Source organism: Lysinibacillus sphaericus, assembly GCF_015844675.1.
GTDB classification, from domain to species: Bacteria; Bacillota; Bacilli; order Bacillales_A; family Planococcaceae; genus Lysinibacillus; species Lysinibacillus sphaericus_E.
Genome location: NZ_LDGC01000037.1, coordinates 46,653 through 72,200, shown reverse-complemented (window position 1 = coordinate 72,200; position 25,548 = coordinate 46,653). Strand labels below are relative to the sequence as shown.

28 protein-coding genes and 2 other annotated features are annotated in these 25,548 nt (G+C 39.0%); of the genes, 25 read left to right on the top strand and 3 right to left on the bottom strand.

Features of this window, described 5'->3' with window-relative positions:
- The first annotated feature begins 36 nt into the window (after window positions 1–36).
- Both ABE34_RS11380 and ABE34_RS11375 read left to right on the top strand, forming a co-directional pair.
- Window positions 37–1,464: an aldehyde dehydrogenase family protein gene (locus ABE34_RS11380; protein ID WP_197142573.1), complete on the top strand. Its 1,428-nt coding sequence runs from the start codon at window positions 37–39 to the stop codon at window positions 1,462–1,464.
- A gap of 67 nt (window positions 1,465–1,531) precedes the next feature.
- The gene (locus ABE34_RS11375) at window positions 1,532–2,011 is read left to right on the top strand and encodes an acyl-CoA thioesterase (protein WP_079562402.1); all 480 of its coding nucleotides are present in this window, start codon (window positions 1,532–1,534) and stop codon (window positions 2,009–2,011) included.
- A 48-nt stretch (window positions 2,012–2,059) separates the two neighbouring features.
- Here the strand turns inward: ABE34_RS11375 and ABE34_RS11370 are convergent, their stop codons facing one another.
- Window positions 2,060–3,370 (bottom strand): globin-coupled sensor protein, encoded by a 1,311-nt coding sequence (locus tag ABE34_RS11370; protein ID WP_197142571.1) that lies wholly within the window; start codon window positions 3,368–3,370, stop codon window positions 2,060–2,062.
- Window positions 3,371–3,675: 305 nt separating this feature from the next.
- On the opposite strand from ABE34_RS11370, the gene ABE34_RS11365 reads away from it, so the two are divergent.
- The gene (locus ABE34_RS11365; protein ID WP_079562400.1) at window positions 3,676–3,885 is read left to right on the top strand and encodes a hypothetical protein; all 210 of its coding nucleotides are present in this window, start codon (window positions 3,676–3,678) and stop codon (window positions 3,883–3,885) included.
- A 72-nt stretch (window positions 3,886–3,957) separates the two neighbouring features.
- On the opposite strand, the gene corA is transcribed toward ABE34_RS11365, so the two are convergent.
- Window positions 3,958–4,917, bottom strand: coding sequence for a magnesium/cobalt transporter CorA (gene corA / locus ABE34_RS11360; protein WP_197142664.1), 960 nt, complete (start codon window positions 4,915–4,917; stop codon window positions 3,958–3,960).
- 64 nt (window positions 4,918–4,981) lie between these two features.
- On the bottom strand, window positions 4,982–5,665 hold the full coding sequence (locus tag ABE34_RS11355) for a class I SAM-dependent methyltransferase (RefSeq protein WP_197142569.1): 684 nt from the start codon (window positions 5,663–5,665) through the stop codon (window positions 4,982–4,984).
- A 124-nt stretch (window positions 5,666–5,789) separates the two neighbouring features.
- Here ABE34_RS11355 and ABE34_RS11350 point away from each other — a divergent pair, with 124 nt between their 5' ends.
- The 22 genes from ABE34_RS11350 to rplJ all read left to right on the top strand — a co-directional run bounded on the left by ABE34_RS11350 (window position 5,790) and on the right by rplJ (window position 25,545).
- Complete coding sequence (locus ABE34_RS11350) at window positions 5,790–6,095, top strand: DUF4870 domain-containing protein (RefSeq protein ID WP_197142567.1); 306 nt, start codon at window positions 5,790–5,792, stop codon at window positions 6,093–6,095.
- A gap of 202 nt (window positions 6,096–6,297) precedes the next feature.
- A complete protein-coding gene (locus ABE34_RS11345) occupies window positions 6,298–6,768 on the top strand; it encodes a CtsR family transcriptional regulator (RefSeq protein ID WP_079562396.1) in 471 nt (156 codons plus the stop codon).
- A gap of 14 nt (window positions 6,769–6,782) precedes the next feature.
- Window positions 6,783–7,331 carry a UvrB/UvrC motif-containing protein gene (locus tag ABE34_RS11340; RefSeq protein WP_197142565.1) on the top strand — a complete coding sequence of 183 codons (549 nt, stop codon included), beginning with the start codon at window positions 6,783–6,785 and terminating at the stop codon, window positions 7,329–7,331.
- A complete protein-coding gene (locus ABE34_RS11335; RefSeq protein ID WP_197142563.1) occupies window positions 7,328–8,437 on the top strand; it encodes a protein arginine kinase in 1,110 nt (369 codons plus the stop codon). The genes ABE34_RS11340 and ABE34_RS11335 overlap by 4 nt, the downstream gene beginning before the upstream one ends.
- Window positions 8,427–10,871, top strand: coding sequence for an ATP-dependent Clp protease ATP-binding subunit (locus ABE34_RS11330; protein WP_197142561.1), 2,445 nt, complete (start codon window positions 8,427–8,429; stop codon window positions 10,869–10,871). Before ABE34_RS11335 ends, ABE34_RS11330 begins: the two co-directional genes overlap by 11 nt.
- 268 nt (window positions 10,872–11,139) lie before the next feature.
- Window positions 11,140–12,516 (top strand): DNA repair protein RadA, encoded by a 1,377-nt coding sequence (gene radA / locus ABE34_RS11325; protein ID WP_197142559.1) that lies wholly within the window; start codon window positions 11,140–11,142, stop codon window positions 12,514–12,516.
- A gap of 342 nt (window positions 12,517–12,858) precedes the next feature.
- Window positions 12,859–13,944 (top strand): PIN/TRAM domain-containing protein, encoded by a 1,086-nt coding sequence (locus tag ABE34_RS11320; protein WP_197142550.1) that lies wholly within the window; start codon window positions 12,859–12,861, stop codon window positions 13,942–13,944.
- A gap of 12 nt (window positions 13,945–13,956) precedes the next feature.
- Window positions 13,957–14,649, top strand: coding sequence for a 2-C-methyl-D-erythritol 4-phosphate cytidylyltransferase (gene ispD, locus ABE34_RS11315; protein WP_197142662.1), 693 nt, complete (start codon window positions 13,957–13,959; stop codon window positions 14,647–14,649).
- A gap of 268 nt (window positions 14,650–14,917) precedes the next feature.
- Entirely contained in the window at window positions 14,918–15,394 is a 477-nt protein-coding gene (gene ispF, locus ABE34_RS11310) for a 2-C-methyl-D-erythritol 2,4-cyclodiphosphate synthase (protein ID WP_053482833.1), read from the top strand.
- 91 nt (window positions 15,395–15,485) lie between these two features.
- Window positions 15,486–16,946: a glutamate--tRNA ligase gene (gene gltX, locus ABE34_RS11305; RefSeq protein WP_197142548.1), complete on the top strand. Its 1,461-nt coding sequence runs from the start codon at window positions 15,486–15,488 to the stop codon at window positions 16,944–16,946.
- 50 nt (window positions 16,947–16,996) lie between these two features.
- Window positions 16,997–17,215 (top strand) — a binding site (T-box leader).
- Window positions 17,216–17,375: 160 nt separating this feature from the next.
- Entirely contained in the window at window positions 17,376–18,026 is a 651-nt protein-coding gene (gene epsC, locus ABE34_RS11300; RefSeq protein ID WP_079562388.1) for a serine O-acetyltransferase EpsC, read from the top strand.
- The gene (gene cysS / locus ABE34_RS11295; protein ID WP_197142547.1) at window positions 18,023–19,423 is read left to right on the top strand and encodes a cysteine--tRNA ligase; all 1,401 of its coding nucleotides are present in this window, start codon (window positions 18,023–18,025) and stop codon (window positions 19,421–19,423) included. The genes epsC and cysS overlap by 4 nt, the downstream gene beginning before the upstream one ends.
- A 5-nt stretch (window positions 19,424–19,428) precedes the next feature.
- Window positions 19,429–19,848: a Mini-ribonuclease 3 gene (locus ABE34_RS11290; protein ID WP_276569493.1), complete on the top strand. Its 420-nt coding sequence runs from the start codon at window positions 19,429–19,431 to the stop codon at window positions 19,846–19,848.
- Window positions 19,848–20,600 (top strand): 23S rRNA (guanosine(2251)-2'-O)-methyltransferase RlmB, encoded by a 753-nt coding sequence (gene rlmB, locus ABE34_RS11285; protein WP_197142543.1) that lies wholly within the window; start codon window positions 19,848–19,850, stop codon window positions 20,598–20,600. The genes ABE34_RS11290 and rlmB overlap by 1 nt, the downstream gene beginning before the upstream one ends.
- 2 nt (window positions 20,601–20,602) lie before the next feature.
- Window positions 20,603–21,115: an NYN domain-containing protein gene (locus ABE34_RS11280; RefSeq protein ID WP_197142541.1), complete on the top strand. Its 513-nt coding sequence runs from the start codon at window positions 20,603–20,605 to the stop codon at window positions 21,113–21,115.
- Window positions 21,116–21,183: 68 nt separating this feature from the next.
- Window positions 21,184–21,831: an RNA polymerase sporulation sigma factor SigH gene (gene sigH, locus ABE34_RS11275; RefSeq protein WP_079562384.1), complete on the top strand. Its 648-nt coding sequence runs from the start codon at window positions 21,184–21,186 to the stop codon at window positions 21,829–21,831.
- Window positions 21,832–21,907: 76 nt separating this feature from the next.
- Window positions 21,908–22,054 (top strand): 50S ribosomal protein L33, encoded by a 147-nt coding sequence (gene rpmG / locus ABE34_RS11270; RefSeq protein ID WP_197142660.1) that lies wholly within the window; start codon window positions 21,908–21,910, stop codon window positions 22,052–22,054.
- A 48-nt stretch (window positions 22,055–22,102) separates the two neighbouring features.
- Window positions 22,103–22,288, top strand: coding sequence for a preprotein translocase subunit SecE (gene secE / locus ABE34_RS11265; RefSeq protein WP_053596042.1), 186 nt, complete (start codon window positions 22,103–22,105; stop codon window positions 22,286–22,288).
- 510 nt (window positions 22,289–22,798) lie between these two features.
- Entirely contained in the window at window positions 22,799–23,332 is a 534-nt protein-coding gene (gene nusG, locus ABE34_RS11260; protein WP_079562382.1) for a transcription termination/antitermination protein NusG, read from the top strand.
- A gap of 227 nt (window positions 23,333–23,559) precedes the next feature.
- Window positions 23,560–23,985: a 50S ribosomal protein L11 gene (gene rplK, locus ABE34_RS11255; protein ID WP_004233593.1), complete on the top strand. Its 426-nt coding sequence runs from the start codon at window positions 23,560–23,562 to the stop codon at window positions 23,983–23,985.
- 119 nt (window positions 23,986–24,104) lie between these two features.
- Window positions 24,105–24,803, top strand: a complete 699-nt coding sequence (gene rplA, locus ABE34_RS11250) for a 50S ribosomal protein L1 (RefSeq protein WP_197142539.1) — start codon at window positions 24,105–24,107, stop codon at window positions 24,801–24,803.
- Between the two features lie 61 nt (window positions 24,804–24,864).
- Window positions 24,865–25,011, top strand: a sequence feature (ribosomal protein L10 leader region).
- 33 nt (window positions 25,012–25,044) lie between these two features.
- Window positions 25,045–25,545: a 50S ribosomal protein L10 gene (gene rplJ, locus ABE34_RS11245; protein ID WP_197142537.1), complete on the top strand. Its 501-nt coding sequence runs from the start codon at window positions 25,045–25,047 to the stop codon at window positions 25,543–25,545.
- Window positions 25,546–25,548 lie beyond the last annotated feature (3 nt).

Sequence of the window (25,548 nt, the reverse complement as noted above, 5' to 3'; positions counted from 1 at the left end):
AAAGAAGAACTTGATTTTTGGAGGTGCATTTGAAGGATGAAGGAAACAAAACTTTGGATGAATGGCGAGTGGCAAAACGCAAAGGAAACATATGAACTGAAATCACCCTATAGTGGTGAGGTTATTGCAAAGGTAGCTAAGGCGTCAATTTCTGACGTTGAACGAGCAATCGAAGGTGCTCAGGAGGCATTCCAAACGTTTAAAAAGACAACAGCCTACGAACGTGCCGAAATATTGTATAAAGTGGTCGACATAATGCGCCAGCGTAAAGAGGAATTAGCTGAAATTTTAGCTTTAGAGGCAGGTAAACCAATATCAGCAGGTTTAACTGAAATAGAACGTACAATAGCAACATACCAATTTGCTGCAGAGGGAGCTAAGCAAGCAAAGGGTGAAACGGTACCGATGGATGCTGCACCTGGGGCAGGAGATCGTATTGGCTGGACAAAGCGAGAGCCTCTAGGTGTAATTTCAGCCATTACACCTTTTAATTTTCCCTTTAATTTAGTGGCACATAAATTAGGTCCTGCCTTTGCGGTTGGAAATACGGTTGTATTAAAGCCAGCGACGCAAACGCCATTAAGTTCTATCGTAATGGCGGAAATTTTCCAACAAGCTGGTTTACCTAATGGTGCGCTTCAAATTATTACAGGTAGCGGTGGGGAGCTGAGTGATACACTTGTGACTCACCCGCTTGTGAAAAAGGTGACATTCACGGGAAGCGGTAAAGTTGGATTGAGCATTAAAGAAAAAGTAGGTTTGCGTAAAGTTACTTTAGAACTTGGTTCCAATGCGGCAGTAATTGTCGAGCCGTCGACACCAATTGATAAAATTATTTCGCGCTGTGTCAGTGGTGCCTTTAATTTTGCTGGACAAGTTTGTATATCTTTACAACGTATTTATGTACACACATCTATTATGGATGAATTTACAAAGGCGTTTGTTGCTGAGGCAGAGAAATTGGTGGTAGGTGACCCACTAGATACAAATACTGATGTTAGTGCAATGATTAACCAAAAAGAAGTTGAGCGTATTCGTCAATGGATTGAGGAAGCAAAGTCACAAGGGGCGGTAGTTGCTACAGGAGGAACTTTTACGGAACGTACTTTAACGCCGACTGTAATGACGAATGTGACGGCAAATATGAAAGTTGTTTGTCAGGAAACATTCGCGCCAATCGTCTCAATTGTTTCATATGAAACATTAGACGACGCTATTCGACTAGTGAATGAGTCGGACCTTGGCTTAAATGCTGGAATTTATACGAATGTTTTACAAGATGCATTATATGCAGCGGATGAATTACAGGCAGGTGCTGTTATGATTAATGATATTCCGACTTTCAGGGTTGATAATATGCCATATGGTGGCGTAAAAATGAGTGGCTATGGTCGTGAAGGCATTAAGTGGGCAATCGAAGAAATGACAGATATGAAATTAATTACGATGAAAAAATCGTTCTAATTTGCATCAACTCTTGTTCTGCGATACGATGACGAAAGAACATTCATGAAGGGAAGTCGCAAGAATTATGTCAAACAACGCAATACCGATGAGCCAGTCACGTACTGTTCAGACTCGTCTCGTATTACCGCCAGATACAAATAATCACAACTCCATTTTTGGTGGAAGAGTGTTAGCGTATATTGATGAAATTGCTGCTATTACAGCGATGAAGCATGCAAAAGGTCATGTAGTCACAGCTTCTATCGATTCGGTTGACTTTTTATCGCCAGCACATGTAGGGGCTATTTTAGAAATTGAAAGCATTGTTTCGTCAACTGGACGGTCTTCAATGGAAGTTTATGTTCGAGTTATTTCACGAAATATTGAAACTGGTGAGGAGAAATTAACGACGGAATCCTTTGTAACGATGGTTGCAGTAGATGATGAAGGTAAACCTAAGCCAGTTCCAGCAATTTATCCTGAAACAGATGCAGAAAAACGTCTGTTTGAAACGGGACCAGCAAGACGCGAACATCGTAAACAAAAACGCGAGTTACCGCATTAAAAATAAAAAGGGAAATTGACGTATGTTGTCAGTTTCCCTTTTTCGTACTTACATTTGTAATTCATTTACCACGTTAATAAGTGAATCGGAAGAAGACGAAACAAGTGTAGCTCCTTGTGACAGTTCAGTAATCAAATTAGAGATGGCTGAAATATCTCTGGATGTATTTACATACTGTTGCTGAATGCCAGAAACTGCATTGGCGATATCATTAAATGATTTAGATAAACTGTTTTGCGTATCTACACTATGTTGAATCTTTTGATCAACGTTAGTAACCGAAGTCGACATTGTTGTAATATTACTTTCTGTTTCTTTAATGAGATGAGAAACATTTTGTACCGCATTTTTTGTTTCTTCAGCAAGCTTACGAACTTCCTCTGCAACAACAGCGAAGCCTTTACCATGCTCACCTGCACGGGCTGCCTCGATAGAAGCATTCAGTGCTAATAAGTTCGTTTGATCGGCAATTCCTGTGACCAGTCCTACAATTTCCGATATTTTTTGAGAAGATGTGCGTAGCTGGTTCATCGTAACTTCGAGACTGTTTACACTTTGTAAAATTACTTGTATTAAATCATTTTGATCTTGCAACTGCTGCTGTCCACGTCTGGATTTTTCCTGTGTATCAGCAACGAAGGTTAAACCTTGCTTCGTAGCAACTGCGATATCATCTGTTTGAGAGGAAATGACTAATAAAGAAGCTGCTGTTTCTTCACTAATCTCATTGAGTTCCTCTGCCGTTTTTTGAATGGTAGTAACAAGTGCATGCTTTGTTTCACCTTCTACTGTACGAATGCGTTCCTCTTCTTTTTCATAGGCTTCGATTACAACCTGCTGCTCGAAGTTAATGATTTTGCAGAAGGCATTGATAGCACGAATTGCATCGTGTTTTGATACATCTAACTCATTTATAAAGCGTGTAAAGGTCGTTGTTAATGATTGGAATGAGGCGATATACCACTTCGATTGTAGACCAATTCGAACATGAGTTTCGGCAATTGCCTTTCGTTCATTAATGTAAGAGTCATTAATACGACTTTCAAAAATATCACTCAAATGTTTATGTAAAGTAACTTTTAAACGCTCGATTTGTGATGTTCTGTTTATAATATTTAACAAATCTTGGCTCAAACTAATGGCTGCATAAAATTGATCCACCATTTCAGGGACTAAATCCTTAGCTAAAGGCTGTAGTTGTTTAATGATGGCTAAATCCTCAATTGTTAAATCTAAAAGCTGTAACTGTTTTTGAAGTTTTGGATGGTTTGATACATCCAATTGTACATCGCTCTTATAATTTTCTGGTGCTAATGTAATTGAGTAGCTAGAATCGTTCTTTTTTGTAAACCAACTCATCGTTGTTTGCTCCATTCCTTAGGTCTGTATTATGTATAGAATAGTAAACTAAATACCTATTAAATTACTTGGGTTATTAATTTGCTGAATATATAGTATTTAATATATTCTACTATTTTTTGTGCTATATTTGGTTGAAATTTTAGTTTATTTCTATATTTTTTTATTAGTTACAGATGATTGTCGATTAAAAGTCATGAAATAGACTACTAAAAAGGTAATAGGTAAATTGAATTTGAAATAGGAAACCTGTAAAATACGAACTGTTTAGCTTGAACGTAACAATAGTGTTGAGGAGGTATTATATGGAGAAGAAACGTTTCAAATTTGTCATTCCGGTTATGGTAATTGTAGCAATAGGGTCGGTTTACATGTTAAGAAACTACTATGCTGAAGTACCAGACTTAGATCAACTATTAATTACTATCTGTGCAACATTAGTATCTGGTGTACTCGCATACTTTTTATTTCCACAGCAAGGTGAAGATAAAGTTGATGATCGCGGTCCTTATTAACAGTGAAAGGCACTTTAGAAAAAATCTCTAAGGTGCCTTTAGCTTGTCGACAAATGAATAAATGGCATACTTTTAAGTTTTAAATAAATTGAACCAGCCTTTAAGTTTAAAGATTGCCAGCATGAATAATGCGATAAAAATCATAATTCCGAGTACGATAAAGTAGCTATACTTCCCATGTAGCTCGGGCATATAGTCAAAATTCATTCCATAAACACCTGCAATAAATGTTAGGGGAATAAAGATGGTTGAAACAATTGTTAAGGTCATCATAATGCCATTCATGCGAGTAGAGCTCATCGCCATATAGCTATCACGCATATCGGCAGTGAGCTCGCGGTTAGATTCAATCATTTCAGTGAGTTTTAGCAGATGGTCGTAAATATCTCCGAAATAAGCTCGTTCTGATTTATTAAGTGAAAATCGGTATGAGTTAAGGATGCGATATAATAAATCACGCATTGGTAAAATGGTGCGTCTTAAATCGAGCAAATCACTACGGAATTCAAATACAATTTTCATGGCATTGGGATTACTTTGATAGGTAAGCTCATCTTCAAGTGTATTTAAATGATCCTCAATTTTATAGACAAGTGGGAAATAGTTATCAACGATTTTATCGATTACCTGGTACGTTAAATATACTGTACCACGTTCCCAATTCTTTGGCTGTTTTTCTAACATCATTTGTACTCGATCTATTTCCGGTGCTACATTTTTGTGGAACGTGACAATAAATTTATTTGAAACAAAAATATTTACTTCCTCAGCTGTTAATTCTTCGTTCATCCTTTGAATAACAAAGAAATGGAAATCATCATAAAAATCGAGCTTTGGCCGCTGTAAACGCATTAAACAATCTTCTATAGCGAGTGGATGGAAATGGAAAAACGAATCTAACAGTAGTTCTTCCTCATCGGTTGGACAATTAAAATCGACCCAGTACCATTCAAATTCGTTTTTGTGTATATCTTCAAGTGGAAAGTCTTTTATAAGTTTTTGATCTTTTGTAATGCCAATAGTGCGTATCACAGCTTTCACCTCAATTCTTTTACTTCTATCCTAACAGGTGTATTAATCTTCACAAGAAATAATTTCATATACTTTCTTTATAACATATCCAACCACCAAATAAAGTAGTGGCAAAGAATCTAGATGGTTTTGTAAAGCCTGCCTGCTGTAATAGTGCTAAAATATCCTCTTCACGCATAAATGAAAGAGAACGTATGGATTTCTCCATTTCCGCTACGTCTGATTGTGATAGCTTTGTATGCTGTAGCCAATAAGCGCGCCATAAATCAAATTGTAGTTCGGTCTCTAAAGTACCCAGCTGCCCATATTTTGAAACGAGCACAAATGGAGCACCAGGCTTTAAATTATTTGCAATTTTTTTTAATGTTGCAAGCTTCTCTTGATCATCTTGTATAAAGTGAAGCACTAGTACACAGCTTGCCGCATCAAATTTTACTGAAGGTAGCTGAGTATCCAGTATAGTTCCTTGATATAAAGAAATATTATTAGGTAGAGACTTTAAACGTTCGCCAGCAATTTGTAGCATCGCTTCTGATGGATCGATACCAACAAATGACCAATGAGGTCTTTTCTCGGCGAGCTGTAAAATTTCATTACCGCTTCCGGAGCCAACTACTAAAAATTCAGCGTTCTCAGGTAATGTAGATTGATAAAAGGTTTGTGTTAAACGTAGCATTGCATCGTAGCTAGGTAGCGTGCGACGAATACCTTTTTCATATTCATTTGCAAGTGTGTTATTAAAGTCCATTGAGTATCACATGCCTTTCAAAAAATTTTATAAATCCAATTCAAAAAAATTGAAACTATTTAAGGTGTATTTCCGTAAAAAATAGTACATAAAATAAAAAAATTATATGGAAGGGTTGATATAAATGGAAACTAAATGGTCTAAGGTAATCATACACGCAAGTGCATTTTTTGCGCCATGGTTAGTACCTATTATATTTTTCTTAATTAGTTCGGAGGAAGAGGTAAAGAGCATTTCTGTGCAAGCCTTGCTGTTCCAAGTAGTGATGATAGTTTTACTTACAATTTCGGGTATTTTTAGCTTCCTACTCATTGGTATACCGTTCTTAATTGTTTTTGGGATTATGTATTTTATCGCGCCAATTATCGGTATTGTGAAGGCTTTATCAGATGAGTCTTGGCGTTATCCAATTGTTGGTCGCTGGGTATAATTTCTATAGACGCAAGTATATGCTAGTTGCATATGCTTGCGTTTTTTCTTTTGCCAATAAGGGTATCTTATAGCTAAAGTATTCGGCGGATTTTTTTCTGTGTGCGAAATAATTGCAATTATTTTCAAGCGTTTTGTATAATATACTCAAAGAAAGTCAAAGATAGTCAAAGTCAGTGTAGTAAGCGAGGTGTATTCCTAAAATGCGTAATATATCAGACATCATAGAAGGCTACTTAAAGCAAGTACTTGAATTAGGTGGAGAAGGGCATATTGAAATAAAACGTAGTGAAATTGCAGATAAATTTCAGTGCGTACCCTCACAAATAAATTATGTAATTAATACAAGATTTACCGCCGAGCGAGGTTACCTTGTTGAAAGCAAACGTGGTGGTGGTGGATACATTCGAATTTTACGTGTCCGCGCGAATTCACAAATTGATCTAATCGATGATGTCCTCAGGCAAATTGAAGGTGGGGCATCGCAAATAATGGCAGAAGACTTAGTTTATCGACTAATTGATGAGCAGGTAATTTCAAGGCGAGAAGCGAAAATAATATTAGCAGCAGTTGATCGCTCAACTATCGATTTGCAACTCCCGTTACGGGATCATATTCGAGCAAAAATTTTACGAGCGATGCTAACAACGATTAAATATGAACAGCAAAAATAAAAGAGGTGATGGAAATGATTTGCGAACATTGTAAGCAGCGTAATGCGACGGTTACTGTAACACAAGTTCAAAGTGGTCAAAAGGTGGAGCACCATTATTGTGACGTGTGCGCCTCGCAGTTCCATCCATTTCATGCTGAATTTAAGCAAGAGCCAGTATCCATTCAACAGCTATTATCCAATTGGTTTGGCTCACCTACATGGCAGCAACAAAAAGTGGGTGAAAAGCAGCAAGCACCACCACAACCGCAAACATGTCCACAATGTGGATTTACGTATAAACGGTTTTTAAAAGAAGGTAAATTTGGATGTCCTAGCTGCTATGACACCTTTAGTGAGCACTTACCGAAGCTCTTTAATCGTATACAGGCTGGACCTCAACATATAGGGAAAATGCCCGGCGCTCGAAGCAATGTTTATGTCATCAAAAAGCAAATTGAGGATATTCGTAAACGTATGAAGATTGCTGTAGATAAAGAGCATTTTGAAGAGGCAGCGAAGCTTCGTGATGAAGCGAAGGAACTTGAGAAACAGGTACAATTGGAAGGTGGTGATGTGTCGTGATGATTGAATCGTTTTTAGAGCGTGCTACTCCAACATGGATGAGTGTGGAGGACGATTATTCAGACATTGTCATTAGTACACGCATCCGCCTTGCTCGAAATTTAGATGGTTATCGTTTTCCATTAGCCTTTACAGAGGATGAAGCATTACATGTAGAACAGGCAGTTACACATGCGATAAAGGACAGTACAGAACTTCAAGGAAATTTTTCATATTTTGCTATTAAGGATTTAACGCCTTTACAACGTCAAATACTTGTAGAAAAACATTTAATTAGTCCTCAGCTTGCAAAAAAAGAGCAAGTGGGCTCCATGCTCTTATCGGATGACGAATCAATTAGCATTATGGTGAACGAAGAAGACCATTTACGCATTCAATGTATGACAGCGAGTTTTCAACTTCAAAAGGCATACGAGCAGGCCAATAAAATTGATCGTACCTTAGAGAAAGCTTTGCCTTATGCATTCCGAGATACATTTGGTTATTTAACAAGTTGCCCAACAAATATTGGTACTGGTTTACGAGCATCTGTCATGATGCACCTGCCAGCCCTTACACTTACGGGTCAGATGAATCAAATCATTAATGCAATGACACGATTAGGAATGACGGTAAGAGGAATATATGGGGAAGGTAGTGAAAATATAGGTAATGTTTACCAAGTGTCAAATCAGATTACACTAGGGAAAACAGAGGATGACATTTTAGCGGACATCCAAAGTGTCGCTGAAAAAATAATTCAAAAAGAACGACATGCAAGAGGCAAGTTAATGGAAAAAGCAGAGCTTGCCCTAGAAGACCGTGTGTACCGTGCTTTAGGTACGTTAACATATGCTCGAGTTTTAACGAGTGAGGAAGCTGCTACCTGTCTATCCAATGTTCGTTTAGGAGTAGATTTACAGTTAATTGAAGGTATTAAAGCGACCAAATTAAACGAATGTGTAGTCAGTATGCAACCTGGTTTTTTACAGAATTATGCAGGAGACGTTTTACCGCCTGCTGAGCGAGATCGCGTACGAGCTGAAATGCTTCGTGAGGCACTATCTCAAGAAAGTATGAGTAAGCCTATTATTCGGGGAAAAGGAGAGGATTCATTTGATGTTTAATCGTTTTACACAACGCGCGCAAAAAGTATTACAGCTTGCACAAGAAGAGGCGATTCGTTGGAAGCACGAATCAATTGGAACAGAGCATATTCTATTAGGGCTTATCCGCGAAGGTGGCGGTATTGCTGCAAAAGCATTAGAAGCCATTGATATTAGCCCTCAAATGATTGAAGCGGGAATTGAAGAGCTTGTAGGGAAGGGTAAAGAGGATGTTGGCCCAATTGTCCACTACACACCTCGAGCTAAAAAAGTAATAGAGCTATCAGTTGATGAATCACGTAAATTAGGCCATTCCTATATTGGAACAGAGCATTTACTATTGGCGCTTATTCGTGAAGGTGAAGGGATAGCGGCTCGTGTATTAAATAATGCTGGTGTCGGATTGAATAAGGCTCGTCAGCAAGTGCTATTGTTATTAGGCAATAATGACAATGCTCAATCGGGTCAACAAGCTACACAGGCTGCCAATACACCTACATTAGATAGCCTTGCGCGTGATTTAACACAAATTGCTCGTGAAGGTACTCTAGATCCGGTTATTGGTCGAAGCAAGGAGATTACACGTGTTATCGAGGTACTGTCTCGCCGTACAAAAAACAACCCTGTATTGATCGGTGAGCCAGGTGTCGGTAAAACAGCTATCGCTGAAGGCTTAGCACAGCAAATTATTAATAATGAAGTGCCAGAAATTCTTCGTGATAAACGTGTCATGACACTTGATATGGGGACGGTTGTTGCTGGAACAAAATATCGTGGTGAATTTGAAGATCGCTTGAAAAAAGTAATGGATGAAATTCGCCAAGCAGGTAATGTCATTTTATTTATCGATGAATTGCACACATTAATCGGGGCTGGTGGTGCAGAAGGTGCCATCGATGCATCGAATATTTTAAAACCATCTTTAGCACGTGGTGAGCTTCAATGTATTGGTGCAACAACACTAGATGAGTATCGCAAATATATTGAAAAAGATGCGGCATTAGAGCGCCGTTTCCAACCAATTCAAGTTGATGAGCCAACTGTAGAAGAGGCGATTCAAATTATTCAAGGCTTACGTGATCGTTATGAAGCACATCACCGTGTGAAAATCACAGATGAAGCTATTGAAGCGGCAGCAAAAATGAGTGACCGATATATTTCTGATCGTTTCTTACCAGATAAGGCGATTGATTTAATTGATGAAGCGGGCTCTAAAGTACGCTTACGTTCATTCGCGGTGCCACCAAACTTAAAAGCACTTGAAGATAAGCTGGAAAATATACGCTCTGAAAAGAATGCAGCAGTTTCAGGTCAAGAGTTTGAAAAGGCGGCATCATTAAGAGATACAGAGCAAAAGCTAAAAGATGAAATTGAAACTACGAGAAAAAATTGGAAGGAAGAGCAAGGGAAAGCTGAATCAAAAGTTACAGTGGATGATGTAGCGGCGGTAGTATCTATGTGGACTGGAATTCCAGTATCTAAAATTGCTTCCGAGGAATCTTCTAAGTTATTACAACTTGAAGAAGAGTTACACAAACGTGTTGTAGGTCAAGGAGAAGCGGTAGAGGCAATTTCTCGCGCAATTCGTCGTGCAAGAGCTGGCTTGAAAGATCCGAAACGACCAATTGGTTCATTTATTTTCTTAGGCCCTACAGGGGTTGGTAAAACAGAGCTGGCTAGAGCATTAGCTGAAGTTATGTTTGGTGATGAGGACGCAATGATTCGCGTTGATATGTCTGAGTACATGGAAAAACATTCGACTTCACGTTTAGTTGGTTCACCTCCAGGCTATGTAGGCTTTGATGATGGCGGTCAACTAACAGAAAAGGTTCGTCGTAAACCATATTCTGTAGTATTACTAGATGAAATTGAGAAGGCTCATCCAGATGTTTTCAATATTTTACTTCAAGTACTAGAAGATGGCCGTTTAACAGACTCTAAAGGTCGAGTGGTGGATTTCCGCAACACAGTTGTTATAATGACATCAAACGTTGGTGCGGATGCTTTAAAATATCGGAAAAACCTTGGCTTCAATGTCGGTGGTACGGATACGAAGTATAAAGATATGAAGGGTACGATGCTGGAGGAACTGAAAAAAGCATTCCGCCCAGAATTCTTAAACCGTATCGACGAAATGATCGTCTTCCACTCACTAGAAAAAGAACATTTAAAAGAAATCGTAGCGATGATGGCGAATTCTTTAACAAAACGTCTAAAAGAGCAAGACATTTCGTTAGAGTTAACGGATTCGGCTCTTGAAAAAATTGCAGAGGAAGGCTACGATCCTCAATATGGTGCTCGCCCACTACGTCGTGCATTACAAAAACAAGTAGAAGACCGTTTATCGGAAGAACTACTGAAAGGCAATGTAGAGAAGGGTAACCAAGTGATCATTGATTATGTGAATGATGAGTTTGTTGTGAAGAAAAAAGAGGAAGTTTCTACTTCTAAATAATCGCGATTTAAAAAGACAGCGAGGCTTTAAGTGCCAAGCTGTCTTTTCTATCTTCATTCAAATGAAGATAGAGCCTCCGGCGGATGTCACGGATTTTAAAAGGAACGAATAAAAGATGTTAGCCTAAACCCTTCGCATCCTGCGAAAACGGCTAACTGACCTGCGTCGTGCAGGCCTAGGCACAATTAAAAATCCGGACGCAATTACGCCAAGACGAAATTGGTGTACAATAATACATATAAGAACAAATATTCGAGGTGGATGCAATTTGGCAAAGAAAAAAACAAAATTTGTATGCTCAGGCTGTGGTTATGAATCTGCAAAATGGATGGGAAGATGTCCAGGTTGTGGAGAATGGAATAAGATGGTTGAAGAGGTGGAGGTCGTTGCAAAAGGGCCACGCGGTGCATTCCAACACTCTGCTACGGTTACCCAAAAGGCTCTCCCTATTATGCAAATTGAAGCCGCTGAGGAGTCACGCGTTGCAACAGAAATGGGTGAGCTTAACCGTGTTTTAGGTGGAGGCATCGTACCAGGTTCTCTTGTGCTGATTGGGGGAGATCCTGGGATTGGGAAGTCGACGTTATTATTACAAGTATCTGCGTTGCTTTCAAATAATGGACATCGTGTGCTCTATATTTCTGGTGAGGAATCCATCCGTCAAACAAAGCTGCGTGCAGAACGTTTAGGGGTAATCTCACAGGAACTTTATATATATTCTGAAACAAATTTAGAGCTTTTAAATCAGACGATTGATGATGTGAAGCCAAAGTTTGTTATTGTCGATTCTATTCAAACTGTTTTTCATCCAGAGGTAACGAGTGCACCTGGTAGTGTATCACAAGTGCGTGAATGTACAGCAGAACTTATGCGAATAGCAAAAACAAAAGGAATTGCCATATTTTTAGTCGGGCATGTAACAAAAGAGGGGCAAATTGCAGGACCGCGTATTTTGGAGCATATGGTTGATACGGTATTGTATTTTGAAGGAGAGCGACATCATAACCACCGTATTTTACGCAGCCAAAAAAACCGCTTTGGTTCTACGAATGAAATTGCTATCTTTGAAATGCTTCAAGGGGGCTTAAAGGAAGTGTTAAACCCGTCTGAGTTGTTCTTACAGGAGCGTTCGCAGGGGGCGGCTGGTTCAACAATCGTAGCCTCAATGGAAGGCACACGGCCAATTCTAGTTGAAATTCAGTCGCTTGTAACACCAACAAGCTTTAATTATCCGAAACGAATGGCAACAGGTGTCGATCAAAATCGTGTGCAACTACTTATGGCCGTCCTTGAAAAGAGAATGGGCCTCATGCTGCAGGCGCAGGATGCATATATTAAAGTTGCTGGCGGCGTGAAGCTTGATGAGCCGGCTATTGATTTGGCTGTGTTGACAAGTATTGTTTCGAGTTTTAAGGATCAAGCTGTTAGGGCAACGGATTGCTTTATTGGAGAAGTAGGTTTGACTGGCGAGGTGCGTCGTGTATCTCGTATTGAACAACGTGTGATTGAGGCAGCAAAGCTCGGGTTTAAACGCGCCATCATACCAGCTTCAAATATCGGTGGTTGGGATTTTCCTCAAGGTATTGAGATCGTTGGTGTAGAAACGATAAAGGATGCATTAAATGCTTGCTTTAGGGAGCTATAAAGTATTTTGTGCATGTTGGACAATGTTCTGACATGCACTTTTAACTCCTTTCATCAATTAAACACCAGGATGTTAGTTTTTTTAATTCATAGTATAGAAGGTAGGAAACTCAAAGAGGAGAATTGGCGTCTATGATAATGTCTGTGAAAATGCTTGTTTAATGCAGAGCAGATGTCAAAGAGCATTTCTGATTTTAGTGTAAAAAATTTTTAGTCATTGATTTTCAGTATACTAGGGATGATCTACAAATGGATGAAATTACCGATACTTTGACGGGGTCATAAAAGATTTTCTGCAGTAAACTATGTATAATTATATATTAAGAATGGGGGGTGACAGTTTATGAAAAAATTTGTTCAAATTGCTTTTTTACTGATTGGAGGAGCATTAGGCCTTGTTTTCTTACCGCCATTATACGAATTGCTTCATTTATCATCTAATCCTTGGCTTGATAACCCTTACGTATCGGTAGCTTTAGGAGCGCTATTACTATTTACATTATCATTTGCCTTTTCGGATTATTTTGTACGGCTTATTAGCTGGATGGAAGAGGTGCTATTTAAAGTACCAGTTGGTGACTTATTCTTTGGTACTCTCGGCCTTATTATCGGACTAATCGTTGCTTATTTCTTAGGTTTTGCAATCGATAGTATTGATTTACCGATTATTACAAAGGTTTTACCAATTATACTGTCATTTATGCTTGGGTATTTAGGGTTCCGTGTAGGTTTTAAAAAGCGAGATGAATTAATCCAGCTATTTACTTTGCGTGGTAACACTGCAAAGAAAAAACTAGCGGAAGGTGTAGAGCCTCAAGAAGTACGAGGGAGCTATAAACTGTTAGATACTAGTGTTATTATTGATGGTCGTATTGCAGATATTTCGGAAACAGGCTTTATAGAAGGTACACTAGTTGTGCCACAGTTTGTCCTTACGGAGCTCCAGCATATTGCTGATTCTTCGGATACGTTAAAGCGTACAAGAGGTCGTCGCGGCTTAGATATTTTAAAAAAATTACAAGATGAACGTATGACGAATGTTGAGATTACTGAAGAGGACTTTGAGGATGTTCAAGAGGTTGACTTAAAGCTCGTACGCCTTGCAAAGAAAAGGGGCTACGATACACAAATTGTGACGAACGACTTTAACCTTAACAAAGTTTGCGAGCTACACCACGTTAAAGTACTGAATATCAATGATTTAGCTAATGCAGTCAAACCTGTCGTAATTCCAGGTGAGGATATGCAAGTGATGGTCATTAAAGATGGGAAAGAGCATAATCAAGGGGTTGCTTATTTAGATGATGGCACAATGATCGTTGTTGAAGGTGGACGTAGCTATATAGGACAGGCAATTACAGTAACCGTAACAAGTGTTCTTCAAACATCAGCAGGTCGTATGATTTTTGCTAAACCAAAGGATGACTAGGAAGTGGGAAATGTGCAATATGAAGTAGTATTGCCTGCTGCGGGAAGCGGAAAGCGAATGGGCGCAGGGCAAAATAAGTTATTTTTAAATCTTTTAGAAAAACCGATCCTCGTACACACGCTGGAGGTATTTGAACAGGATAGTCAGTGTACAGGTATTTGGCTCGCGGTAAAGCCTGAAGAGCGTGTGTTGATTCAGAACATGCTAGAGAGGTATGGAATTACTAAAGTTAAAGGTTTACCTGATGGTGGTGCAGAGCGACAGCATTCCGTCCATTCTTGCATGAAAGAAATGAAGCAGGTTGATATTGTGCTTGTGCATGATGCTGCGCGTCCATTTATTACTCACGACATTATAGCGAATCTTGTGCGAAGTGCGCATGACTTTGGCGCTGCGATTGCGGGTGTTCGTGCGAAGGATACGATGAAAAAAGTACGTGATGGTGTTATTGAAGAGACGATTGATCGGGAAAGCTTATGGATGATTCAAACTCCTCAAGCATTTCAATTTGATTTGATTGTGGAGGCAGAGGATGTCGCTGAGAAGGTGGGCTTCCTTGGTACTGATGAAGCAATGCTTGTTGAACGTCTTGGCCATGAGGTGCATATTGTAGAAAGTAGCTACGAAAATGTAAAGATGACGACGCAAGAGGATTTAGTTTTTGGTGAAGCGATCTTGCGTAAACGTGCTTTGAAAACATTATGATAGCATACAAAAAATCTCATTGGCATTAGAGGCTGATGAGATTTTTTTAATTGAACTTTAGTCTAGAGTAAGGTTTACTATTAACTCAATTTCCTAGGAAATATGTTAAAATGTGAGGGTATAATATAGAGTAAATATAAAAGTGAAGGAAGGTGAATGAGACTGCCTTATAAGCTGAATAGAAGCTTTTTGTCTGCATATTTCTTGAAGTAAATGAGCTTCGGTTGGTGGATTTTTTATTTATCTTATGAGACAGTCTCAAAATCATATGTTTCGAGTGGGACAAGGATTTGACGTACATGCATTTGAAGAAGGACGTCCATTAATTATTGGTGGTATAACAATTCCTCATGAAAAAGGGTTAGTAGGGCATTCGGATGCAGATGTTTTATTACACACTGTAACAGATGCAGCGTTAGGGGCTATTGGTGAGGGCGATATCGGTCGTCATTTCCCAGACACAGATCCTGCGTTCAAAGATGCTGATTCAGCGAAATTATTAGAGCATATTTGGAAGATTGTTGAGGATAAAGGCTATGTTTTAGGTAATGTGGATTGTACGATTATGGCACAGCGTCCGAAAATGGCACCGTATATTGAACAAATGCAAAATCGTATTGCTGAGTTGCTTCATGCAGAGCCTTCTCAAGTGAATGTTAAAGCGACAACAACTGAGCGTTTAGGTTTTACAGGTCGCGAGGAAGGGATTGCAGCGATGGCGACAATCCTATTGATGAAGAAATAAAAGCGGGTTCGCAGTGCTTTTATTTCCTGTAACAGAGTGGTAAAATGAACAAAGTCAATTTTTTGAACGAAAATTTAGGAGGCTTTTAATTATGGTGAAAGAAGTTCGTGTTCGTTACGCGCCATCCCCTACTGGTTTCTTACATATCGGTGGAGCGCGTACAGCGTTATTTAACTATTTATATGCAAAACATCATAACGGTAAATTCATCGTACGTATTGAGGATACAGATGTTGAGCGTAATGTAGAGGGCGGAGAAGCATCTCAGCTAGATAACTTAAAATGGTTAGGTATGGAATATGATGAGTCAATCGATATTGGTGGACCGTATGCACCTTATCGTCAAATGGAGCGTCTTGATATTTATAAAGAGCACGCTGAAAAGCTACTAGAGCAAGGTTTAGCTTACAAATGCTTCTGTTCTTCAGAGAAATTAGAAGCGTCTCGTGAAGAACAAAAAGCACGAGGTGTAGCAGCTCCAACTTATGATGGTACTTGCCGTCATTTATCAGCAGAGGAAGTTGCAGCTAAAGAAGCTGCTGGTGAACAATATACAATTCGTATGCGCGTACCTGAAAATGTAACATATGAATTTGAAGATTTAGTACGTGGACAAGTATCATTTGAGTCAAAAGATATTGGTGACTGGGTACTTGTTAAAGCAAACGGTATCCCAACGTATAACTATGCGGTAGTGCTAGATGATCACTTTATGGAAATTTCACATGTATTCCGTGGTGAAGAGCATTTATCGAATACACCAAAACAAATGATGATTTTTGATGCATTCGGCTGGGAATATCCAAGCTATGGTCATATGACATTAATCATTAATGAAAACCGTAAAAAATTATCAAAACGTGATGAATCAATTATTCAATTCGTAACACAATATAAAGATTTAGGTTATCTACCTGAAGCGATGTTTAACTTCTTCGCATTACTTGGCTGGTCTCCTGAAGGGGAAGAAGAGATTTTCTCAAAAGAAGAATTTATTAAAATCTTTGATGAAAAACGTCTTTCAAAATCGCCATCTATGTTCGATAAACAAAAGCTTACTTGGATGAATAACCAATACATTAAAAAATTATCTTTAGAAGAAGTAGTGGCTTTATCTTTACCACACTTACAAAAAGCTGGTTTATTACCAGAAGAATTAACAGAAGAAGAACGTGCATGGGCTACAGATTTAATCGCACTTTATCATGATCAAATGAGCTTTGGTGCTGAAATTGTAGAACTATCTCGCCTATTCTTTAATGATCATATTGAATATGATGAAGAAGCAAAAGCAGTTTTAGCAGGTGAACAGGTACCTGAGGTAATGACTGCATTTAAAGCACAGCTTGAAAGCTTAGAGGAATTTACGCCTGATACTGTTAAAGCGGCGATTAAAGCTGTTCAAAAAGAAACTGGACACAAAGGTAAAAATCTATTTATGCCAATTCGCGTCGTAACGACGGGTGAAACGCATGGTCCAGAACTTCCGAACGCAATTTGCTTAATTGGCAAACAGAAAACAATTGATCGTGTAGAAAAATTTGCGCAATAAGTAGAAATTGATTGACAATTTATTAGTTCGTTGTAAAATGTATTTACATTGAGAAAGCGTTGATAAGGAGAAGTAAGTGGCGCATGCTCTAAAGAGAGGACCATCACCGGCTGAAAGTGGTCTGAGCCTAGGCAAAACTGAAATGCACCTTTGAGCATGGAGCTGAACAAAAAGTAGGCTTTATCGATTCGTTCCCGTTACAGAACGTCCAGAGTGGAAGGCATTCGCCTTCAATCAGAGTGGAACCGCGCAAATTTAGCGTCTCTGTCATTCCTTTTTTGGGATGATAGGGGCGCTTTTTTATTTTCTAGACATAGACTTGAAGTGGGGGATACGCCAAATCCGCTCGGCTAACTCTGGGGTGAAATCAACGTCAGCTATAGTATTTCAAAGGATCCAGGCAGATCAAAATGAAAAGGGGGAGCTTTTGTGTTTAAAAGAATGAAGGAAGATGTAGAAACAATTTTTGAGAATGACCCGGCAGCGCGCAGTGTATTCGAAGTGATATTAACGTACTCGGGCCTACACGCTACTTGGGCACATCGAGTTGCCCATTGGTTCTTTAAAAAGCGTTTTTATTTTATAGCCCGTACCATTTCACAAATTAGTCGCTTCTTTACTGGAATTGAAATTCACCCTGGAGCGAAAATCGGTCGACGTTTCTTTATTGACCATGGGATGGGTGTTGTCATTGGTGAAACATGTGAGATTGGTGATAATGTAACGTTGTATCAAGGTGTAACTTTAGGTGGTACAGGAAAAGAAAAGGGGAAACGCCATCCGACATTAGAGGATAATGTACTAGTTGCAACAGGTGCAAAAGTGTTAGGTTCTATTACAATTGGTGAAAATAGTAAAATTGGTGCAGGCTCAGTTGTCTTAAAAGAAGTGCCACCAAATGCTACGGTTGTCGGTATTCCTGGTAAAATAGTGATTAAGGATGGAGTCCGTCTAGAGAAAAAACTAGACCATCAAAATATTCCTGACCCTGTAGAAGAACGTTGTCAAGCTTTCGAGAAGCAGATTGCAGCAATGAATCAGGAAATCGAACGCTTACAAAAGGAGAGAGAAATACAATGAGTATTCAAATTTTCAACTCATTAACACGACAAAAGGAAACTTTTGTACCGCTGGAGGAAGGCAAAGTAAAAATGTACGTTTGCGGTCCGACAGTATATAACTACATTCACATTGGGAATTCACGTCCTGTTATTGTCTACGATACAGTGCGTCGTTATTTTCAATACAAAGGCTACGATGTGAAATTTGTTTCAAATTTCACGGATGTAGACGACAAAATTATTAAGGCTGCTAATGAACTTGGAGAAGAGGTTCATGAATTAACGGAACGCTTTATTGCTGCATACTTTGAAGATATTACAGCGTTAGGTTGCAAGAAAGCAGATGTACATCCACGCGTAACAGAGCATATGGATGATATCATTCAATTCATTCAAGTTTTAATCGATAAAGGCTATGCTTATGAGTCAGCGGGTGATGTTTATTACCGCACTCGTAAATTTAATGGTTACGGTAAATTATCTCACCAAGCGGTGGATGATTTAAAAATCGGTGCTCGTATAGAAGCGGGTGAGAAAAAAGATGATGCGTTAGATTTCGCTCTATGGAAAGCTGCGAAGTCGGGTGAGATTTACTGGGAAAGTCCGTGGGGCAAAGGACGTCCAGGTTGGCATATAGAATGCTCAGTAATGGCACGTGAGCATCTAGGAGATACTATGGATATTCATGCTGGTGGGCAAGATTTAACATTCCCGCATCATGAAAATGAAATTGCACAATCTGAAGCTCATAATGATAAAACATTTGCGCGTTATTGGATGCACAATGGGTATATTAATATTGATAATGAAAAAATGTCCAAATCTCTTGGCAATTTTATACTCGTAAATGATATTCGTAAACAAATTGACCCGCAAATTTTACGATTCTTTATGCTTTCGGTGCATTATCGTCATCCGATTAACTTTGCGAAGGATTTAGTAGATGCAGCAGCAAATGGTTTAGAACGAATTCGTACTGCCTACAACAATGTCAAACACCGTTTAACAGCAACAGCAAGCTTAGGTGATTGCTCAGAAGAATGGCTTGAAAAAATTGCTGAACAAAAAGCGCATTTTGAAGAAGCAATGGATGATGATTTTAATACGGCCAATGCCATTTCGGTGTTATTTGAATTAGCGCGAATCGCAAATATTTATTTAAATGAAACGAATACTGATGAAAAAGTTTTATTGCGTTTTACTGAAACTTTTGAGGTATTAGGTGACGTCTTAGGTATTGAATTTGCAAAAGAAGAAGAGCTGTTAGACGAAGAAATTGATGCTCTTTTACAGGAGCGTATAGAAGCTCGTAAAAATCGTGATTTTGCCCGTTCAGATGAAATTCGTGACCATTTGCAAGCACAAGGTATCATTTTAGAAGATACGCGACAAGGAACTAGATGGAAACGAGGGTAAGTAATTTGGGTAAACTCCGCAACGAAGATGTTAAGCAATTGAATGCATTAGCGTTAGCCTATATGGGGGACGCTGTTTTAGAACAAAAGGTACGAGAGCATCTGCTACGTGCCGGTCGCGTCAAACCTAACACACTTCATAGGGAAGCGACACATTACGTATCAGCGAAAGCACAATCTATGATTGTACATCGAATGATGGATGAAGGCTTTTTAACAGAGGAGGAGTTGGCTGTGTTCCGTCGTGGACGTAATGCCAAATCCGGCTCTGTGCCGAAAAATACAGATGTTCAAACATACCGTAATAGCTCAGGCTTTGAGGCTGTGCTTGGTAGTTTATTTTTATTAAATGAATTAGAACGCGTTTATGCAATCATTGCATACGCTATTCAAATAATCGAGGAATCGAAAGGAGTGTCAAATTAATGGCAGAGCAAAATGGAGAAATGATTGCCGGTAAAAACCCAGTGTTAGAAGCACTTCGTTCAGGCCGCGATATGAATAAAGTATGGATTGCAGAAGGTGTGAAAAAATCGGGGGTTAACGAACTTCTAGATTTGGCACGTGAACGTGGTGTCATTGTTCAATTTGTCCCGAAGAAAAAGGTTGATCAATTATCAGATGCCAATCACCAAGGAATTGTTGCCTCTGTTGCGGCATATCAATATGCGGAGCTAGAGGATTTATTTGCTGCTGCGGCAAAAAAACAAGAAGACCCATTTTTCTTAATTTTAGATGAGCTAGAGGATCCGCATAATCTAGGCTCTATTATGCGAACTGCTGATGCGATAGGTGCGCACGGTATTATTATTCCGAAACGCCGATCTGTGAGTTTGACAGCTGTAGTGGCAAAGGCATCAACTGGGGCAATTGAGCATGTACCTGTCGTGCGTGTTAATAATCTAGCGCAGACGGTAGATGAGCTAAAAGAACGAGGGGTATGGATTGCAGGTACAGATGCCAAGGGTTCTGCAGACTATCGTAAAATGGATGCAACATTGCCGCTTGCGATTATTATTGGCAGTGAAGGCAAAGGAATGGGCCGCTTATTAAAAGAGAAATGTGACTTTTTATATCATTTGCCGATGGTTGGACATGTCACATCACTAAATGCATCGGTAGCTGCTGCACTTTTAATGTACGAAGTGTATCGTAAACGTCAAGAAGCGAATGATTGACAATGAAAACTATTTTGCTTGTTGACGGCTATAATATGATAGGAGCTTGGAAAGAGCTACGACCATTACGTGATACAAATTTTGAAGATGCCCGTAAGAGATTGATTGAGCTTATGGCTGAGTATAAGGCAGCTATGGGGTGGCGCGTAATTATAGTTTTTGACGCACATCTTGTATCGGGTGTGGAGCAAACTTATTTAGAAAACGATGTCGAAATCATTTATACACGGAAAAACGAAACAGCAGATGAACGTATTGAAAAAATGACTCACGAACTAAAGGCTAGAAATGTACAGATTCACGTAGCAACCTCCGATATGGCAGAGCAAAACGTTATTTTTGGTAACGGTGCTCTGCGAAAGTCGGCAAGAGAGCTAGAAATTGATATGGGTATTATCCAACATAAAATTTCTCATGAGGTGAAACAAAAACATGATAGCAAACCGCCATCCCGCATGGAGCTAAAGCCGGATGTTGCTTTGGCCTTTGAAAAATGGCGGCGTGGTTTGAAATGATTGATTGACTCATATTTTCCAATTCCGTTATACTGTTCCTAATTATCTGTTGTGGCTGAGGTGATACCATGTTTAAAAATAGTATTGTACAAGTGACACAAGATTTTGAACGATTCAATGATGAAGAACTTATTGAAATGGTGCATCAAGGTAATACAGATGCGTTGGATTATTTAATTACGAAATACCGTTTGTTAGTAAGAGCAAAGGCTAGATCTTATTTTTTAATTGGTGCAGATAAGGAAGACATTGTGCAAGAGGGCATGATTGGTTTATATAAAGCCATTCGTGATTTTAAGGGAGATAAGCTTGCTTCTTTTCGAGCTTTTGCTGAGCTATGTATTACAAGGCAGATTATTACGGCTATTAAAACAGCTACGAGACAAAAGCATATTCCACTAAACTCATATGTTTCTCTGGACAAGCCTATTTTTGACGAAGAGTCAGATCGTACTTTAATGGATGTATTAACGGGTGCTATTATGGATGATCCGGAAGAGTTAATGATTCATAGAGAAGAGTTTGGCTACTTAGAAGAGAAGATGGGTGAGATTTTAAGTGAACTAGAACTACAAGTGTTAGCTCTTTACTTAGATGGTCAGTCTTATCATGAAATTTCTGCGAAACTAAATCGTCATGTGAAGTCTATTGACAATGCTTTGCAACGAGTAAAGCGTAAATTAGAGCGACATTTAGTTCTTGAAGAAATGTCTTAGCAGTTGTATACCTTTGTTGACATTGACAAATATAGGTGTTAGTCTTGAAAAGACAAAGTGCCGAAAAGGTGATTATATGGCAAAAAAAGTCGTTCTAAATTGCGAAAAATGCGGATCGAGAAATTATACGTTTCCAGCTAAGGAAGATTCAACTGTACGCCTCGAATTAAAGAAATATTGCTCGCATTGCAATGAACATACAGTGCATAAACAAACGCTATAAAATAATTTGTAAATAGACAGATATGATTGATTCGGAGGTTAGGCTAGAATGGGCAAGATTAAAGGCTTTTTCAGCAATGTAATGTCGGAAATGCGTAAAACAAGCTGGCCAAAAAGTAAAGAACTGACGAAATATACAGTCGTTGTAATTTCAACTGTTGTAATTATGGCTTTATTTTTTGTGTTAGTAGACTTAGGTATTTCATCATTATTCCGCTGGTACTTAGAGTTATAATTTAGTAAATAGCATGTTAATACTTCTGAAATAGCCCGTCATTACAATAAACGGGTTTTTTCGTTTGTTTCGTTTGTTGTACGAAGTGATCAGCAGAAAAATATTCTTAATATGATAAGTATGCTACTCGGGATAGTATGAGGGTAGCGATAGATGACTATGCTAGATTCGGTATATATCATCAGGCTTTCGCTAGCTATTAGCGAAAGCTATGTTTTTCTAATAGCAGTTTGTGAAAAGGGTAAAGAATGCACTTAGCATATCTGATTCATTTCACTTTTATCATCATTCAGTAGAAGATTCCTGCTTCTAAAAGTGGTAGGTTGAATGCAAATGCAGTTCCTTTTTGGTAGGTGTCCAAACACCGACTGAATGAAGATAAAGCCGCTGGCAGATGTCACGGATTTTGAAAGGAACTAATTGTGCAAGCACAATACAAAATCCAGACACAATTACGCCAAGGCGTAATTGATTTAGTAAGGGAGGGACGGACGAGAAGTCCTAGTAGTTATGGAGAAAAATTGGTATGTTGTTCATACGTATTCAGGGTATGAAAACCGTGTAAAAGCAAACCTAGAGAAACGTGTAGAAACGATGGGTATGCAAGATAAGATATTCCGTGTTATTGTGCCTGAACATGAAGAAACGGAATTGAAGGATGGGAAAAAGCGTACAATGATGCGTAAAGTTTTCCCTGGTTATGTTTTAGTAGAGCTTATCATGACAGATGATTCATGGTATGTTGTGCGTAATACACCAGGCGTAACTGGCTTTATCGGTTCATCTGGCGGTGGTGCGAAGCCAACACCTTTATTACCTGAAGAAGCAGACCGTCTACTACAACAGATGGGCATGACTGACAAAGTTGTCGAGATTGATATTTCTGTTGGAGAAGCAGTAGAAGTATTAGAAGGACCTTTTGCGCACTTCCAAGGACGTGTTGAAGAAATTGACACTGAAAAAGGAAAAGTGAAGGTTTCTGTAGACATGTTTGGTCGCGAAACAATTATGGAACTTGATTTTGAGCAAATACAAAAAATGTAGTTTTAGCAACTAAAGTGCCATATGTCTGATGAGTATGTCACAGAATTTGTTATTTACTACTTGCTTAAAAAAAATAAAAGTGGTATCATTTCAAAGGTCAGACTGTCATACTTTGGTTTGACGTCTGCAATGATAATTTTAATGTTATCGGCACTTAGCTGACAGACAGATATTGAGTGGGAGGGGCAACCCAATTACCACATCACGGACTTAAGGAGGTGTGTCTCGTGGCTAAAAAAGTTATTAAAGTTGTTAAACTTCAAATCCCTGCTGGTAAAGCAAATCCAGCTCCACCGGTTGGTCCTGCATTAGGTCAAGCGGGTGTGAACATCATGGGATTCTGTAAAGAATTCAACGCGCGTACTGCTGATCAAGCTGGTCTTATTATTCCAGTAGAAATTTCAGTATTCGAGGACCGTTCATTCACTTTCATTACGAAAACTCCACCTGCAGCAGTTTTACTTAAAGTAGCGGCTGGTATCCAATCTGGATCAGGTGAACCAAACCGTAAAAAAGTTGCAACGGTTAAACGTGATAAAGTTCGCGAAATCGCTGAAACTAAAATGCCAGACCTTAACGCTGCTTCAGTTGAAGCTGCAATGTTAATGGTTGAAGGTACTGCACGAAGCATGGGTATTGTTATCGAAGACTAATCCCATTACTTGATGATGTATTTGTTTTTTGGAAGGTTGCGGAGTTTCTTTGTGAACGCGCAACCTTTATTCGTGGGAGGTAAAATCCGCTATAACCACAATCAAGGAGGAATTATATAATGGCTAAAAAAGGTAAAAAACTGCAAGATGCAGCAAAATTAATCGACCGTAACGCAGTGTACGGCGCACAAGAAGCAATCGAACTTGCTCAAAAAACTAGCTCAGTGAACTTCGATGCTACTGTAGAAGTTGCTTTCCGTCTAGGAATCGATACTCGTAAAAACGACCAACAAATCCGTGGTGCAGTAGTGTTACCAAACGGTACTGGTAAAACTCAACGTGTATTAGTATTCGCTAAAGGTGAAAAACTTAAAGAAGCTGAAGCAGCTGGTGCTGACTATGTAGGCGATGCAGAATACATCCAAAAAATCCAACAAGGTTGGTTCGATTTTGATGTAATCGTTGCAACTCCTGACATGATGGGTGAAGTTGGTAAACTTGGTCGTGTATTAGGACCTAAAGGTTTAATGCCAAACCCTAAAACTGGTACAGTTACTTTCGATGTAACTAAAGCAATCGAAGAAATTAAAGCTGGTAAAGTAGAATACCGTGCTGACAAAGCTGGTATCATCCACGCTCCTATCGGTAAAGTTTCTTTCCCTGCAGAAAAACTAGTAGAAAACTTCTTAACTGTATTTGATGTAGTACAAAAAGCAAAACCTGCTGCTGCTAAAGGTACTTACATGAAATCTGTAAACGTTACAACTACAATGGGCCCAGCTATTAAAGTTGATGCTTCAAGCGTAGTAGTAAAATAATTAGTTTTTTTATATAAATATGTTGACGGCTCTGTCTATCTATGATATGATGGATGCTGTTGTGAATCATCCATTTGTACCGTAGACAGTAGGAGTGACTTGTCACTTAATGTTCCTACCGAGGACATCGGAATTCGGATTCTTATTTTAAAGATGATGACTTTCAGCCTCTGTGTCTATTTTGACCCAGAGGCTTTTCTTTTGACGGTATAAATGACCCATTCTAATAGGAGGTGTCATCATGAGCAAAGCAATCGAAAACAAACAAGTACAAGTTCAAGAGATTACTGAGAAATTCCAAAACGCTGCTTCTGTAGTAGTTGTGGATTACCGTGGTCTTAACGTTTCACAAGTAACTGAGCTTCGTAAACAACTTCGTGAAGCTGGCGTTGAGTTCAAAGTTTATAAAAACACTTTAACACGTCGTGCTACTGAAGCTGTTGGCCTTGAAGGAATCAATGACGTATTAGTTGGTCCTAACGCAATTGCGTTCTCAAATGAAGATGTTGTAGCTCCTGCTAAAATCATCAATGAGTTCGCTAAGAAAAATGAAGCTTTAGAAATTAAAGCTGGTATTATCGAAGGTACGATCTCTTCTGTTGAAGATGTTAAAGCACTTGCAGAACTTCCATCACGCGAAGGTCTTCTTTCTATGCTTTTATCTGTACTTCAAGCTCCAGTGCGCAACTTCGCACTTGCAACAAAAGCTGTTGCAGAACAAAAAGAAGAACAAGGCGCGTAATTC